Raw genomic sequence first — 14511 nt, 5'->3', positions numbered from 1 at the left:
CCGGAACACTAACCGAAGCCGGCACCGGAACGTACCAGCCCGCCCCCGCGTCAGCGTGCCAGCCACCGAGCGGCGCCCGCCGGGAGTCGACCGTGTCCAGTCGTCGCGTCGGTCGCGTCGGTCGCGTCGGTCGCGTCGGTCGCGTCGGTCGCGTCGGTCGCGTCGGTCGCGTCGGTCGCGTCGGTCGCGTCGGTCGCGTCGGTCGCGTCGGTCGCGTCGGTCGCGTCGGTCGATTGTGTGTCGGGAAGGCGGTGTTGACGGATTGGCGGCAGCACGACCGGTCGGCGACGGCCAAGGTCGTCCGCCGTGTCCCGTTCCTTCCCTCTTCCTCCCCCACCTCGACGCGCCGAGATCTCGCCGCGCCGGCCCGAGCGGTCCATCCCCGCCGACGACGCCGACGAGTTGACCTGGCTGCTCTTCCGGCAGGCGGACGTGCTCACCGGAACCCAGGCTCGGCACCATCTCGGCGCCTCCGCGCTCCGGCACCGGGTACGCACCTGCCGCTGGCGACAGGTGCACCGCAACGTCTACCTCACCCACAACGGCCCGGTCGACGCCGAACAGCGCCTGTGGATCGCCGTGCTCGGCTGTGGGAAGGGCTCGGTGCTGGCCGGCCTGACGGCGGCGATCAGGTGTGGCCTGCGGGGAGTACGCAGCGACAGCATCCACATCCTCCGGCCCGGAGGGCTGCGCACCATCACACCGCCGGCCGGGGTGCTCGTCCGGCGTACCGAGACGTTGGGCGGAGACGACGTGAACGGGCGAGGGTTGCCGCCGCACACCACAAACGCCAGATCACTGGTTGACGCCGCCGCCTGGGCACGCAGCGACGACGAGGCGCGGATGCTGATCGCGGCCGGCTTCCAGCAGCGGCTGGTCGGCGCGGACGACGTCCACCAGGTCGTCCACCGGCTCCCGACGCTGCGGCGCCGCGCACTCATCCTCAGCACCGCGAACGACGCCCGGGGCGGGTCGGAGTCACTGCCGGAGCTGCGCTACCTGCGAGCGGCGCGCCGGGCGGGGCTCCCGGAGCCGAGCCGCCAGCACCGGCGCCGCGACTCGGCGGGCAGGGTGCGCTATCTCGACGTCTACTACGAGCAGTGGGGCGTACACGTGGAGATCGACGGCGGTCAGCATCTGGACGTACGCCGGCAGTGGGCGGACATGAAGCGGCAGAACGAGGTGTGGATAGCCGGCGACCGCATTCTCCGCTTCCCCTCCTGGCTCGTCCGCGACCACCCCCACGAGGTCATCACCCAGGTCCGCCAAGCCCTCCAATCCGCCGGCTGGCGCCAATAAACTACGCAAAGATCGCAGATCTTGGAAGCGGAGGGTCGTGATAGCGACCATCTCGTTCCAAGATCTGCGATCTTGACTTGTAGAGCGTCAGGTGCTGCGCGCGGATCGGCCGGGTACCGCGCGGGCTGGCCCCGGCCGGGGACCGCGACTGCCTGTCGGCGGAGACGATCGCCCTGCTCCGCGACCACGGCGACCTGGTACGCGAGCATCTGGTCTCGGCTGTGCTGCCGTTCGAGGAGGCGCCGGGCCTGTTGACGGGGCTGGCCACCGGCGACCGGCACGAGATGCGGGCGGTTCTGGCCACCTAATGGGAGCTACCGGGTTGGTGGGTCGCAGCTACCTCGGGGTGACCTGGATCGCCGGACGGGGATCGTCCGGGGGATTGGGCGGCCGGGCGAAGCTGAGCAGTGTGTCCGGACCGTCGACGGTCAGCGTGACGGCGCTGCCGTCGGCGAGCAGCCGGCCCCGGCCGGCGAGCTGGACGCCGTTGAGTCGGACCCGTTCGGTGCCGACCGGCCCGTCGAGGATGACGTTCACGCTTCCGTCCGGGCCGGCGGTGAAGTGCGCCCCCTCGGTCTCGGCCCGGGTCCAGGGGCGGGTGTCGTAGACCGCCGCGCCGTTGCGGTCGAGCCACCGGCCGAAGCCGGCCAGCCGGCTGAGCTGCTCCGGCGGTATGGTCCCGTCGCCACCGGCGGGTCCGACGTTGAGCAGCAGGTTTCCGTTCTTGGCCAGGGCGTCGACGAAGTCGGGCAGCAGGGTGCCGGTGAAGGAGGCGTAGTCGGCGTCGGTCTCGTTGCGGTTGAAGCCGTACGAGTTGCCGATAGCCCTGGTCATCTCCCACTTCTTCGCCTGCACGGTGTCGTATTTCGTGTATTCGGGAGTGGTGAAGTCGCTGTGCGGCACGGCCGGCGGCTTGACGTTCTCGACGAAGTCGGGGTCGTCGCCGATCGCCCACGTCATCACCTGGTCGAAGCCGGCCCGGCCGAGTCGGGTCCCCAGGAGCCAGCGCCAGAGCGAGTCGGTCTGCCAGCGATCGTTGACCACACCGTCGGGCACGGTGTGGTAGTAGTCGGCGAAGAGGCTGAACAGCCGACCCTCCCCGGTCGGCCAGGAGATGTCGTTCCAGAGCAGGTCGGGCCGGTAGCGCCTGATCAGCTCCCGAAGTTGCGCGTCGGCGTAGTCGGCGTAGCCGTCGCCGTATCGGGCGTAGGTGTAGTCGCCGAGCGTGCGCACCACCTCGTGCTGAAAGGTCCAGTCCACGCCGCCGGAGTAGTAGATGCCGAAGCGCATGCCCTGGGCGCGCACGGCGGCGGCGAGTTCTCCGACGATGTCCCGCTCGCTGTGCCAGCCCGGACGGTGCGGGTTGACCACCTCGGTCGGCCAGAGCGGGTAGCCGTCGTGGTACTTGGCGACCAGTACGACGTACCGGGCTCCGGAGTCGCGGAACGTCCTGGCCCAGGCGTACGGGTCCCACCGCTCCAGTCCCGCGTCGAAGATCGCCTTGAACTCCTCGTACGCCAGGTCTCCGTAGGTCGCCCGGTGGTAGTCGGCGGTCGGCGTCCCCGGCACCCGCATCGCGTTGTGGTAGTCCTCCGCGTACGGGTGCACCAGCATCGCCCGGTCGTAGTCGGTGCGCAGCACCTCGGCGAAGGTGCCGGTCGGGGCGAACCCCGGCACCGAGAAAAGTCCCCAGTGGACGAAGATCCCGAACTTGGCGTCCGAGAACCAGTCGGGGACCGGGTGCGCGTTCAGGGAGTCCCGGGTCGCCTCGTACGGGCCATCGGTGGTCATCCGCGCCTTCCGGTCGTCCCGCCAGGCGTAGATCTGCGCCGCGATCGGTGGCGTGGCCACCAATACCGCCGCGACGACCAGCACTACCAGCAGTTTCCTGCGATGTCGGCGGATGAAGCCTCGCACGAACTACCTCCCCAGGTAGCAATACAAACGTATGGCCAAGCATGCCGCACCGGTCCAGTGTTTGCAAGTCGAGCGTATTGCGACCAGAATCGGGCCATGCCGAGGAAGGTCGACCACGAGCAGCGTCGCCGCCGGATCGCCGAGGCGGTGTGGGTGATCGTCGCGCTGCGTGGCATGGCGGCCGTCAGCCTGCGCGACGTCGCCGCCGAGGCGGGCATCTCCCTCGGCCAGGTGCAGCACTACTTCAAGACCAAGGACCAGGTCCTCCGGTACGCCGGCCAACGCCTCGTCGAGCTGGCCGGCGAGGAACTGCGGCGCAGCCTGGCGGCCCGGCCCGAGCCGCCGTCCCCGCGCGGCACCATCCGGGCGGTCGCCGAGCAGACCGTGCCGGCGACCCCGGAGCGCCGGGCCGGCGCCGCGGTCTGGTACGCCTTCGTCACCCGGGCGGTCACCGCACCGGAGCTCGCCGCGCTGATCCGGGACGCCTGGGCCGGCACCCATGCCCTGATCACCGAGGCGTTGCGTGCGGCGCAGCGGGCCGGGCAGCTCGACCACCGGCTCGACCCGGCGCTGTCGGCCGCGACCCTGCAGACCGTCATCGACGGCCTCGTGCCGCAGGTGCTGGTCGGGCACCGCTCCCCCACCGACGCCCTCGCCGTGGTCGACCACCACCTCGACCTGGTCTTCTCCACACCCACCTGATCTCTCCCCGTCCGGGAAAGCGCCGTGCGGTAGCGTCGGGGCCGTGGCGGCGCGGGACTGGCACGACTGGCACAGGGCGTACGCGCAGCCAGCCTCGTTCCTGAGCCGCCGGCTGGCCGTGGTGCAGGATCGAATCCGCGAGTTTCTCGACCGGGCCGCGCCCGGGCCGTTGCGGGTGGTCAGCCTCTGTGCCGGCCAGGGGCGGGACCTGCTGGAGACACTCGGCACGCACCCCCGCCGGACGGACGTGACCGCAAGACTGGTCGAGCTGGACCCGCGCAACGCGGCGGTGGCCGCCGACACCGCCCGTACGGCCGGACTGGACGGCGTCGAGGTGGTGGTCGGGGATGCCGCACTCGTCGACCGGTACGCCGACCTGGTCCCGGCCGACCTCGTCCTGGTCTGCGGCGTCTTCGGCAACATCACCGACGACGACGTACGCCGCACCGTCGGATACTGCGCCCAGCTCTGCGCCACGGGCGGCACGGTGGTGTGGACCCGGCACCGCGACGAACCCGACCTGGTGCCCCGGATCTGCGACTGGTTCGCCGCCGAAGGGTTCACGCTGAGCTGGATCTCCGACAAGGCCGCCGGCTTCGGCGTCGGTGTGCACCGGTTCGCCGGAGCGCCCCGGCCGCTCGACCGGGGCGCCCGAATGTTCACCTTCGTCGCCGACCCGCCACCCCGAGCCCGGACATAGCCCGCAGGGCGGTCGGGTCAGCCGGTGCGGGTCGGGACCGCCAGCGGCTGTGCGGAGGGTGCCACCGGCGCCGGTAGCTGGCTGGCACCGCCGAGGTAGCGGTGGATCGCGGCCGCGGCGGCCCGGCCCTCGGTGATCGCCCAGACGATCAACGAGGCGCCCCGGTGCATGTCACCGGCGACGAAGACGCCGGGAGTGCCGGCCTGCCACTCGGGGTCGGCGTCGACCGCGCCACGCCGGTTGCGGGTCACGCCGAGCTGGTCGAGCAGCGGCTGCTCCTCGGTCCCCTCGAAGCCGATCGCCAGCAGCACCAGGTCGGCCGGAAGCTCGCGTTCGGTGCCGGGGACCGTGGTCAGGATGCGCTGGCCGTCCCGCTTCTCGACGGTCACCTCGGCGACCCGGACCGCGCGGACCTGCCCGGTGCCGTCGTCCACGAACTCCTGCACCGCGACCGCGAAGACCCGCTCGCCGCCCTCCTCGTGTGCCGGGTACTCGCGCAGCACCCACGGCCAGGTCGGCCACGGGTCGCGGGCCTCGTCGCGCTCGTGCGGCGGCCGCGGGTAGAGGTCGAGCTGGTGTACGCCGGCCGCGCCCTGCCGGTGCGCCACCCCGAGGCAGTCGGCGGCGGTGTCGCCGCCACCGATGATCACCACGTGCTTTCCGGCGGCGTCGATCGGGGTCGACGACTCGCGCCCGTTCACCACCCGGTTCGCCGCCACCAGGTGCTGCATGGCCTGGTGCACGCCGCGCAGCGACCGGCCCGGCGTCGCCGGGGTGTCCCGGCCGGCGAGCGCGCCGCAGGCCAGCAACACGGCGTCGTGCTCGGCCCGGAGCTGCTCGGCGGTGACGTCGACCCCGACGTTCACCCCGGCCCGGAACCGGACGCCCTCGGCGGCGAGCTGGTCGAGTCGCCGGTCGATGTGCTCCTTCTCCAGCTTGAAGTCGGGGATGCCGTAGCGGAGCAGGCCGCCGATGGCGTCGTCCCGCTCGTACACCGTCACCGCGTGCCCGGCCCGGGCGAGCTGCTGTGCGGCGGCGAGCCCGGCCGGGCCGGAGCCGACCACCGCGACGGAGCGGCCGGAGGGTGCCGGCACGGTCTGCGGAGCCACCAGCGCCAGGTCGAAGGCCCGGTTGATGATCTCGACTTCGACCTGCTTGATCGTGACCGGCGCACCGCCGTTGATCCCGAGTACGCAGGCGGCCTCGCAGGGCGCCGGGCAGAGCCGGCCGGTGAACTCCGGGAAGTTGTTGGTGGCGTGCAGCGACTCGATCGCGGTCGCCCAGTTGCCGGTGCGGACCAGGTCGTTCCAGTCCGGGATGCGGTTGCCCAGCGGGCAGCCGTCGTGGCAGAACGGGATGCCGCAGTCCATGCACCGGGTGGCCTGGTCGCGGATCAGCGCGTCGTCGGCGGAGGGGTAGACCTCGCGCCAGTCGGTGATCCGCACCGGCACCGGGCGACGGGCGGGCAGCTTCCGGTCGTGCTTGAGGAATCCACTCGGGTCAGGCACGGGCCACCTCCTGGGACGGGCGCGAGCCGGGGGCGACCGGACGGGCCGGGGAGACGGGCTCGGCCGATGCGGCGGCCGAGGGCCCGGCGGCGGGCGGCGCCGCCCCGGCGGGCTGGGCCGGCTGGGCGGACCCGACCGGCTGGGCCGGTGCGGCGGGCGGTGCGGCGAGGGCGCCCATCACCGCCTCGTCCACGTCCCGCCCCTCGGCCTGCGCGGTCCGCATGATCTCCATGACCCGCCGGTAGTCCCGGGGCACCACGGCGGTGAACTCCTGCACCGCCTCGGGCCAGCGCTTGAGCAGCCCCTCCGCCACCGACGAGTCGGTCTCGGCGAAGTGCCGCTGCACCAGGTCGTAGAGGGTGACCCGCTCGTCGTCGGTGAGCGGGGCCAGGTCGACCAGCTCCGGGTTGACCCGGCGCCGGTCGAGCTGCCAGACGAAGGCGAGACCGCCGGACATCCCCGCGGCGAAGTTCCGGCCGGTGCCGCCGAGCACCACCACGATGCCGCCGGTCATGTACTCGCAGCCGTGGTCACCCACCCCTTCGACCACGGCGACCGCGCCGGAGTTGCGGACCGCGAACCGCTCGCCGACCCGGCCGCGCAGGAAGAGCTCGCCGCCGGTGGCGCCGTACAGGATGGTGTTGCCGGCGATGATCTGCTCCTCGGCCCGGCCGTTCGGGCCGGGTGGCGAGTCGAGCCCGCCGGCGAAGGGCGCCTCCGGGTGCGGGCGGACCACGATCCGGCCGCCGGAGAGTCCCTTGCCGACGTAGTCGTTGGCGTCGCCGGCCAGCCGCAGCGTCACGCCGCTGGGCAGGAAGGCGCCGAACGACTGGCCGGCGGTGCCGGTGAGGTCGAACTCGACGGTGTCGGCGGGCAGGCCGGCACCGCCGAACCGCCGGGTGACCGCGCCGCCGAGCATCGCGCCGACGCTGCGGTGCTCGTTGCGGACCGCCACCTGCGCCCGGATCCGGGGCACCCGGGCGGGGGCGCTGCCGCCCTGCTCGGGACCGGTCGCACCCGGCGCCTGCTCGGTCTCGGCGGCGCCGAGCACCGGCGCGGCGAGGGCGAGCAGCTCGTTGTCGAGCGAGCGGTCCAGCCCGTGGTCCTGGGTGCGTACGCCGCGCCGGGCGGCACCGGCCGGCAGCTCCGGCACGTGCAGCACCGGGCGCAGGTCGAGCCCGTGCGCCTTCCAGTGGTCCAGCGCGGGGGCGAAGTCGAGCAGCTCGGTGGCGCCGATCGCCTCCTCCAGCGAGCGGAAGCCCAGCTCGGCGAGGTATCCCCGGACCTCCTCGGCGAGGAAGAGGAAGAAGTTCTCCACGAACTCGGGGCGGCCGGTGTAGCGCTCGCGGAGCACAGGGTTCTGGGTGGCGATGCCGACCGGACAGGTGTCCAGGTGGCAGACCCGCATCATCACGCAGCCGGCGACGATCAGCGGGGCGGTGGCGAAGCCGTACTCCTCGGCACCGAGCAGCGCCGCGACCACGATGTCGCGGCCGGTCTTGAGCTGGCCGTCGACCTGCACGGTGACCCGGTCGCGGAGCTTGTTGAGCAGCAGCGTCTGCTGCGCCTCGGCCAGGCCCAGCTCCCACGGGGTGCCGGCGTGCTTGAGCGAGTTGAGCGGGGAGGCGCCGGTGCCGCCGTCGTGCCCGGAGATCAGGATGACGTCGGCCTTGAGCTTGGCGACCCCGGCCGCCACCGTGCCGACCCCGACCTCGCTGACCAGCTTGACGTGAATCCGGGCGGCCGGGTTCACGCTCTTGAGGTCGTGCACGAGCTGGGCCAGGTCCTCGATCGAGTAGATGTCGTGGTGCGGCGGCGGGGAGATCAGCCCGACGCCGGGGGTGGCGTGCCGGGTGCGGGCGATCCACGGCCACACCTTGTTGCCGGGGAGCTGCCCGCCCTCGCCGGGCTTGGCGCCCTGGGCCATCTTGATCTGGATGTCGTCGGCGTTGACCAGGTATTCGCTTGTCACCCCGAACCGGCCGCTGGCCACCTGCTTGACGGCGGAGCGCCGGGTCGGGTCGTAGAGCCGCTCGACGTCCTCGCCGCCCTCGCCGGTGTTGGACTTGCCGCCGAGGGAGTTCATCGCGACCGCGAGGGTCTCGTGCGCCTCGGCCGAGATCGACCCGTACGACATGGCACCGGTGGCGAAGCGCTTCACGATCTCGCTGGCCGGCTCGACCTCGTCGATCGGCACCGGCGGCCGGAGCCCGGTGCGGAGCCGGAAGAGCCCGCGCAGCGAGCCGGCCCGCTCGGCGAGCGCGTCGACCTTGGCGGTGTATTCCCGGAAGACGTCGTACTGGCGGCTGCGGGTGGCGTGCTGGAGCAGGAAGACCGTCTCCGGGTTGAACAGGTGCAGTTCACCCTCGCGGCGCCACTGGTACTCGCCGCCGACCTCCAGCGGCCGGTGGGCGAGCTGGCCGGTGTCCTCGGCGTACGCCCGGGAGTGCCGGGCGGCGACCTCGGCGTGGATCTCGGCGAGCCCGACCCCGCCGATCCGGCCCGGCGTGCCGGCGAAGTAGCGCTGCACGAACCGGTTGTCCAGGCCGACCGCCTCGAAGACCTGGGCGCCGCAGTACGACGAGACCGTCGAGATGCCCATCTTCGACATGATCTTGAGCACGCCCTTGCCGAGCGCCTTGACGTAGTTGCGGATCGCCCCGGCCGGCTCGACCCCGGTCAGCGCACCGGTGTTGATCAGGTCCTCGACCGACTCGAAGGCGAGATAGGGGTTGACCGCCGCCGCGCCGTAGCCGATCAGCAGTGCGGTGTGGTGCACCTCGCGGCAGTCGCCCGACTCCACGATCAGCGCCACCTGGGTACGGGTCTGCTCGCGCACCAGGTGCTGGTGCACGGCGGCGGTGAGCAGCAGCGACGGGATCGGCGCCAGGTCGGCGGTGGAGTCCCGGTCGGAGAGGACCAGGATGCGTACCCCGTCCTCGATCGCCTCGGAGACGTGCCGGCAGATCTCGGTCAGCCGGGCCTTCATCCCGGCCGCGCCGTCGCGCACCCGGTAGAGCCCGGAGACCCGGACCGCCTTGAAGCCGGGCAGGTCGCCGTCCTCGTCGATCGAGAGAATCTTGGCCAGCTCGTCGTTGTCGATCACCGGATAGGGAAGCACGACCTGGCGGCAGCTTGCCGGGGTGGGTTCGAGCAGATTTCCCTCCGGCCCGATGGTCGCCTGGAGACTGGTCACCAGCTCCTCCCGGATGGCGTCCAGCGGCGGATTGGTGACCTGGGCGAAGAGCTGGTGGAAGTAGTCGTAGAGCAGCCGGGGCCGGGTCGAGAGGGGCGAAATCGGGGTGTCGGTGCCCATCGAGCCGACCGGCTCGGCGCCGCTGCGGGCCATCGGACCGAGCAGGATCTTCAGCTCCTCCTCGGTGTAGCCGAAGGTCTGCTGCCGGCGCCGCACCGAGTGGTGGGTGTAGACGATGTGCCGGCGCGGCGGCAGGTCCGCGAGGTCGATCAGGCCGGCGTGCAGCCAGTCGTCGTACGGGTGCTCGGCGGCGAGCCCGGACTTGATCTCGTCGTCCAGCACGATCCGCCCGGCGGCGGTGTCGACCAGGAACATCCGGCCCGGCTGCAGCCGCCCCTTGGCGACCACACCCGCCGGGTCGAGGTCCAGCACCCCGGCCTCGCTGCCGAGCACCACCAGGCCGCCGGAGGTGAGCCACCAGCGGCCCGGCCGCAGGCCGTTGCGGTCGAGCACCGCGCCGACGAGCGAACCGTCGGTGAAGGCGACCGAGGCCGGCCCGTCCCACGGCTCCATCAGGCTGGCGTGGAAGCGGTAGAAGGCCCGCTTCGCCGGGGTCATGTCGGGGTCGTTCTCCCACGCCTCCGGGATCATCATCAGCACCGCGTGCGGAAGGCTCCGCCCGGCCAGGTGCAGCAGCTCCAGGACCTCGTCGAAGTTGGCCGAGTCGGAGGCGGCCGGGGTGCAGATCGGGAGGAGCCGCTTGATGTTGCCGGGGATCTCCGGGCTGGCCAGCAGGGCCTCCCGGGCCTGCATCCAGTTCTTGTTGCCCCGGATGGTGTTGATCTCGCCGTTGTGCGCGATGAACCGGTAGGGGTGGGCCAGCGGCCAGGACGGGAAGGTGTTGGTCGAGAACCGGGAGTGCACCAGGGCGATCGCGCTGGCCACCCGGGGATCGGTCAGGTCCGGGAAGAACTCGGGAAGCTGGTCGGGGGTGAGCATCCCCTTGTAAACCATCGTCCGGGCGGAGAGGGACGGGAAGTATGCCGGCACGCCGCGCTCGGCGGACTCCCGCTCGGCCTGCTTGCGTACGCAGAAGGCGACCCGGTCCAGGTCGAGACCGGTCAGCGGCGCACCGGCCCGGCCGCCCAGGGAGTCGGTCAGCCGCTGCGCGGCCAGGAAGACCTGCCGGATCACCGGCCGGGCGGCCAGCGCGGTCTCGCCGAGGTCGTCGGCGCGGACCGGCACGTCCCGCCAGCCGAGAATCTCGGCCCCCTCGACCAGGGCGTACTTCTCCAGCACGGTGCGTGCGCGAGCCTCGTCGGCCGGGTCGGTGGGGAGGAAGACCAGGCCGGTGGCGTACTGCCCGGCCGGCGGGAGCGGGAAGTCGACGACCTCGCGGAGGAAGGCGTCCGGCACCTGGAGCATGATGCCGGCGCCGTCCCCGGTGTTCTGCTCGGCGCCCCGGGCGCCCCGGTGGTCGAGCCGGCAGAGCGCGGCCAGCCCCTTGGCGACGACGTCGTGCGAGCGGCGGCCGTGCAGGTCGGCGACGAAGGCCACCCCGCAGGCGTCCCGCTCGGTGGCCGGGTCGTAGAGCCCCTGCGGCTCCGGCGTCCGGGCCGTCGCGGCGGCGCGCGAGGATGCGCGGCCGGGGCCGGTCGGCGCGGAGTCGGCACCCGCCGACGAGGAGAGGTGCGGTTCCTGGGGGTACGGAAAGACCACCGGGGCTCCTGTCGTCATTCACGTTCAATCATTAGGTCGGGACGACGTCGGCCCTGTGCTGGGTCTCTCGAGTCTACGTTAGGGGCCGGCGGGGTCCAGCATCCGTGCTGATCACAGGCAGCGGAATTGATCACATGTCCCGGATCCCGTACGTGTACGCTCCCCCGGTGGCATCTGTACGAGACGAGCCGTTTGACCGGTTGGAACGCTTTTACGATGCGGTGCCGCGTGACGGGGCACACACCGAAGACTTTGGCGGGCTGGTCCTGTTCGTCCGGGACGGCGCGGGATGGCCATTCTACGCCCGCCCCCGGCTGGACGCCACGGAGCCGCCGTCCGCCGCCGACGTGACCGCCGTCCGTCAGCGGCAGCGCGAGCTGGGCCTGCCGGAGGCCTTCGAGTGGGTACACGAGAACAACCCGGAACTGCTCGCGGTGGCCCGCTCCGCCGGGCTGACGGTGCTGGAGGCGCCGCTGATGGTGCTCGACCCGGCCGCTCTCCCCCCGCCCGGCGACCTCGCCAGCGCGCCGGTCCGGATCCTGGACCCCGGCGCGCCGACGTTCGCCGCCGACGTCGCGGCCCGGCGTGCGGTCGCCGCGGTCGGCTTCGCCACCCCCGGCACCGAGGTCGGCGCGGCCGGCCCGGCCGCCCGGGACACCGCCCTGGTCGAGCTGCCGGTGGACTCCCTCGAGGAGGAACGCAGCCGCACCGCCGCCGGCCGCCGCATCTCCGCCCTTGTCGAACTCCCGGGCCAGGGCGCCGTCGCCAGCGGCATGGCGCTGCGCGAGGAGGACGTCGCCGAGATCGCCGGCATCGCCACACTGCCCAGCGCCCGCCGCCGGGGCCTGGGCGCGGCCGTCACCGCCGCGCTCGCCCGCCGCCTGCTCGACGACGGTACGAACCTGATCTTCCTCTCCGCCGGCAGCGAGGAGATCGCCCGGGTCTACCTGCGGGTCGGCTTCCGCCGCATCGGCACCGCCTGCCTCGCCGAACCGTAAGGAAGGGCCCCTTCTTATCGCTTTCTGTAGAAGAAGGGCCCCCGCCTAACTCCTCAACTGTCGAGGGTTGCTCAAGACATCCTCAAGATCATTGATCCGCCGCACCGTCCGGGATCATGATGGCCCGCAGTGCTGTCCTCCGACTCCTCCCCCTAGGAGTTCACATGCGAATCACGCGAACAAGGAAGCCGACGGTAGCCGTACTCTGCACATTGCTCGTCGCCACGCTCGGCGCCGTCACCGCCCCGTCGGTGGCGCTGGGCCAGCCGACCTCGGCGGTGCCGGGCACCACGGCCGCCGAACCGCACCAGGTGACCGGACTCACCGTCACCCAGGCCGACGGGTACGCCACCGTCGCCTGGACGCCGGTCCCCGACGCCACGGACTACCAGATCGAACGCGCCCCGGTCGACGCCGCCGGCGTCGTCACCGGTCCAGGAGTGATCACCGGCATCTGGCGGCCGAACCGCCAGGTCAACAACGAGTCGCCGACCTTCGCCGACGCCGGCTTCGACCCCGGCCTGCGGTTCCAGTGGCGGGTACGGGCCCGGATCGGCACCGAGGAGCAGCCCTACTCCGCACCGGTCACCGGCACCACGCTGGAGCCCTGGGGCGACCCGGCCGTCCCGGGCGAGAACCTCCGCACCCAGTGGGAGACCACCAAGGCCGCGCAGTACACCAGCGACGTCGACGAGTACGCCTACACCGCCGAGATCGACAGGCTCAGCGACCGGGTCCGGGTGGTGGAGCTCGGCCGTACGGTGCTGGGCCGGCCGATCAACATGTTCGTGATCGGGTACCCCAGCCCGCCGGCCACCCCGGCGGCGGTCGCCGCGACCTCGCCGCTGGCGATCAACTGCAACGTGCACGGCAACGAGCCCGGCGACCGCGAAGCCTGTCTGATGCTCGCCCGCAAGCTGGCGTTCGGCCGGGACGCCCGCACGATCGACCTGCTGAAGCACACCACCGTGCTGATCGTGCCGACGATCAACGGCGACGGTCGGGCCGCCAACACCCGGGGCAACTCCACCGGGCAGGACCTCAACCGCGACTACTCGCTGATCCGACAGCCGGAGACCACCGCGTACGTGAAGATGCTCCGCGACTACCGGCCGGTCGCCGGCTACGACGGGCACGAGTACGGCAACTCGCAGGCCGGTGACCTGCCGATGCTGCCGCCCCGGCACCAGAACGTGGCGCAGCAGATCTTCGACACCTCGCTGGACATGATCGAGGGCCACATGTACGTCGAGGGCGCGAAGGACGGCTGGTGGGCCTGCCCGTACGGCTGTCAGGGCGGCAGCGGCGTCGGGCTGAGCGAGGAGACCATCCTGCGCAACACCCTGGGGTTGAAGAACACCGTCAACTCGCTGCTGGAGCTGCGCAGCTCCGGCGGGCAGACCCGGCCGGACGAGGGCAACTCGGCCAACAACCGGCGGCGCAAGACCTACTCGGCGCTCTGGACGTTCGGCCAGTTCCTCGACTACCACCGGGCCAACCTGCCGGCGATCACCGGGGCCCGGAGCGAGGCGATCGAGTTCCAGGCCTCGAACACCGGCCGGCTGGTCTTCCGTGGCTCGCGGCCGATCCCGCAGCACCCGGCGCCGCACCCGGGCGAGGCGGGACCCCGCGACGACCTGCCGGTGCCGGAGATGATCCTGGACGACGCGCCGTGCGCGTACCGGCTCACCGAGGAGCAGTACCACGGGACGCGCACCGACGGGCCGGGCGGGACCGGCACGACGGTCGCGCAGCGGATCGCCGCGCACGGTTGGAAGGTGGTCCGGGGCGCCGACGGGTACTACGTGCCGTTGGCCCAGCCGGAGCGAGGGTTGATCCCGCTGCTGCTGGATGGCCAGGGCGTGGAGGAGCTGGTCGACGGCGAGCGGGTCTACCCGACCCGCACCGGGCGGCACAACGGTCCGCTCACCATCTCCGGCTTCGCCTGCCTGGCGGACGCGACGGTGAACGGCCCGGTCACCGTCCGGCCCGGGGCAACCCTGGTGGCGACCGGCACGACGATCAGCGGTCCGGTCAGCGCGGCCGGTGCCGCCGGGGTGTTCCTCGCGGACAGCACGGTCCGCGGGCCGGTCTCGGTCACCGGCACCACCGGTGCGGTCTCGCTCATCGACAACACCATCTCCGGCCCGGTCTCGCTGGCGGCGAACCCCACCGGCAGCGGTCCGGCGCTGGTCGCCGGCAACTCGGTGAGCGGTCCGCTGAGCTGTGTGGTCAACAACCCGGCACCGACCAACCTCGAGGTCGCCAACTCGGTGAAGGGCCCAAAGGCGGGCCAGTGCGCGGCGCTGTGAGGCGCGGCGGCTAGCTGGATTCGCGCACCATCCGCCGTTAGCGGCGGGCCGGGCCGCCGACGCCCGGCCCGCCGCTACGGCCCTGCCGTCGCCCCGGCCCGCGATCACCCGTCGCCGCCGATCCGCCGTGAAGCCACCGATCCACCGTGAAGCCACCGAT

The 14511-nt window shown here is 72.4% G+C and carries 9 protein-coding genes; 5 read left to right on the top strand and 4 right to left on the bottom strand.

Features of this window, described 5'->3' with window-relative positions; translation table 11 throughout:
* Positions 1–50: 50 nt before the first annotated feature.
* On the bottom strand, positions 51–275 hold the full coding sequence (locus ACN28C_RS15310; protein WP_422774113.1) for a hypothetical protein: 225 nt from the start codon (positions 273–275) through the stop codon (positions 51–53).
* Between the two features lie 31 nt (positions 276–306).
* On the opposite strand from ACN28C_RS15310, the gene ACN28C_RS15305 reads away from it, so the two are divergent.
* Positions 307–1299 carry a hypothetical protein gene (locus ACN28C_RS15305; RefSeq protein ID WP_422774112.1) on the top strand — a complete coding sequence of 331 codons (993 nt, stop codon included), beginning with the start codon at positions 307–309 and terminating at the stop codon, positions 1297–1299.
* Between the two features lie 336 nt (positions 1300–1635).
* On the opposite strand, the gene ACN28C_RS15300 is transcribed toward ACN28C_RS15305, so the two are convergent.
* Complete coding sequence (locus tag ACN28C_RS15300; protein WP_422774111.1) at positions 1636–3216, bottom strand: alpha-L-fucosidase; 1581 nt, start codon at positions 3214–3216, stop codon at positions 1636–1638.
* Positions 3217–3312: 96 nt separating this feature from the next.
* On the opposite strand from ACN28C_RS15300, the gene ACN28C_RS15295 reads away from it, so the two are divergent.
* Complete coding sequence (locus ACN28C_RS15295; protein ID WP_422774110.1) at positions 3313–3918, top strand: TetR/AcrR family transcriptional regulator; 606 nt, start codon at positions 3313–3315, stop codon at positions 3916–3918.
* 43 nt (positions 3919–3961) lie between these two features.
* Positions 3962–4618, top strand: a complete 657-nt coding sequence (locus tag ACN28C_RS15290; RefSeq protein ID WP_422774109.1) for a class I SAM-dependent methyltransferase family protein — start codon at positions 3962–3964, stop codon at positions 4616–4618.
* 17 nt (positions 4619–4635) lie between these two features.
* Here ACN28C_RS15290 and ACN28C_RS15285 read toward each other — a convergent pair whose 3' ends face one another.
* Together ACN28C_RS15285 and gltB are read right to left on the bottom strand one after the other, a co-directional pair.
* Positions 4636–6126, bottom strand: a complete 1491-nt coding sequence (locus tag ACN28C_RS15285; RefSeq protein WP_422774108.1) for a glutamate synthase subunit beta — start codon at positions 6124–6126, stop codon at positions 4636–4638.
* The gene (gltB, locus tag ACN28C_RS15280) at positions 6119–10879 is read right to left on the bottom strand and encodes a glutamate synthase large subunit (RefSeq protein ID WP_422774682.1); all 4761 of its coding nucleotides are present in this window, start codon (positions 10877–10879) and stop codon (positions 6119–6121) included. Before gltB ends, ACN28C_RS15285 begins: the two co-directional genes overlap by 8 nt.
* A gap of 296 nt (positions 10880–11175) precedes the next feature.
* Here gltB and ACN28C_RS15275 point away from each other — a divergent pair, with 296 nt between their 5' ends.
* Both ACN28C_RS15275 and ACN28C_RS15270 read left to right on the top strand, forming a co-directional pair.
* Positions 11176–12039 carry a GNAT family N-acetyltransferase gene (locus ACN28C_RS15275; protein WP_422774107.1) on the top strand — a complete coding sequence of 288 codons (864 nt, stop codon included), beginning with the start codon at positions 11176–11178 and terminating at the stop codon, positions 12037–12039.
* A gap of 164 nt (positions 12040–12203) precedes the next feature.
* A complete protein-coding gene (locus ACN28C_RS15270; protein ID WP_422774106.1) occupies positions 12204–14351 on the top strand; it encodes a M14 family zinc carboxypeptidase in 2148 nt (715 codons plus the stop codon).
* Positions 14352–14511: the final 160 nt, after the last annotated feature.

This window comes from Plantactinospora sp. WMMC1484 (genome assembly GCF_049315195.1).
GTDB lineage: Bacteria > Actinomycetota > Actinomycetes > Mycobacteriales > Micromonosporaceae > Plantactinospora.
Note: the sequence above shows the minus strand (reverse complement) of the source record. Positions and strands in the feature narration are given on the sequence as shown.

Excerpts from the sequence above, each read along its gene's own strand:
- ACN28C_RS15270 (WP_422774106.1), top strand. The coding sequence starts at position 12,204 with ATGCGAATCACGCGAACAAGGAAGCCGACGGTAGCCGTACTCTGCACA.
- ACN28C_RS15295 (WP_422774110.1), top strand. The coding sequence starts at position 3,313 with ATGCCGAGGAAGGTCGACCACGAGCAGCGTCGCCGCCGGATCGCCGAG.
- ACN28C_RS15275 (WP_422774107.1), top strand. The coding sequence starts at position 11,176 with ATGTCCCGGATCCCGTACGTGTACGCTCCCCCGGTGGCATCTGTACGA.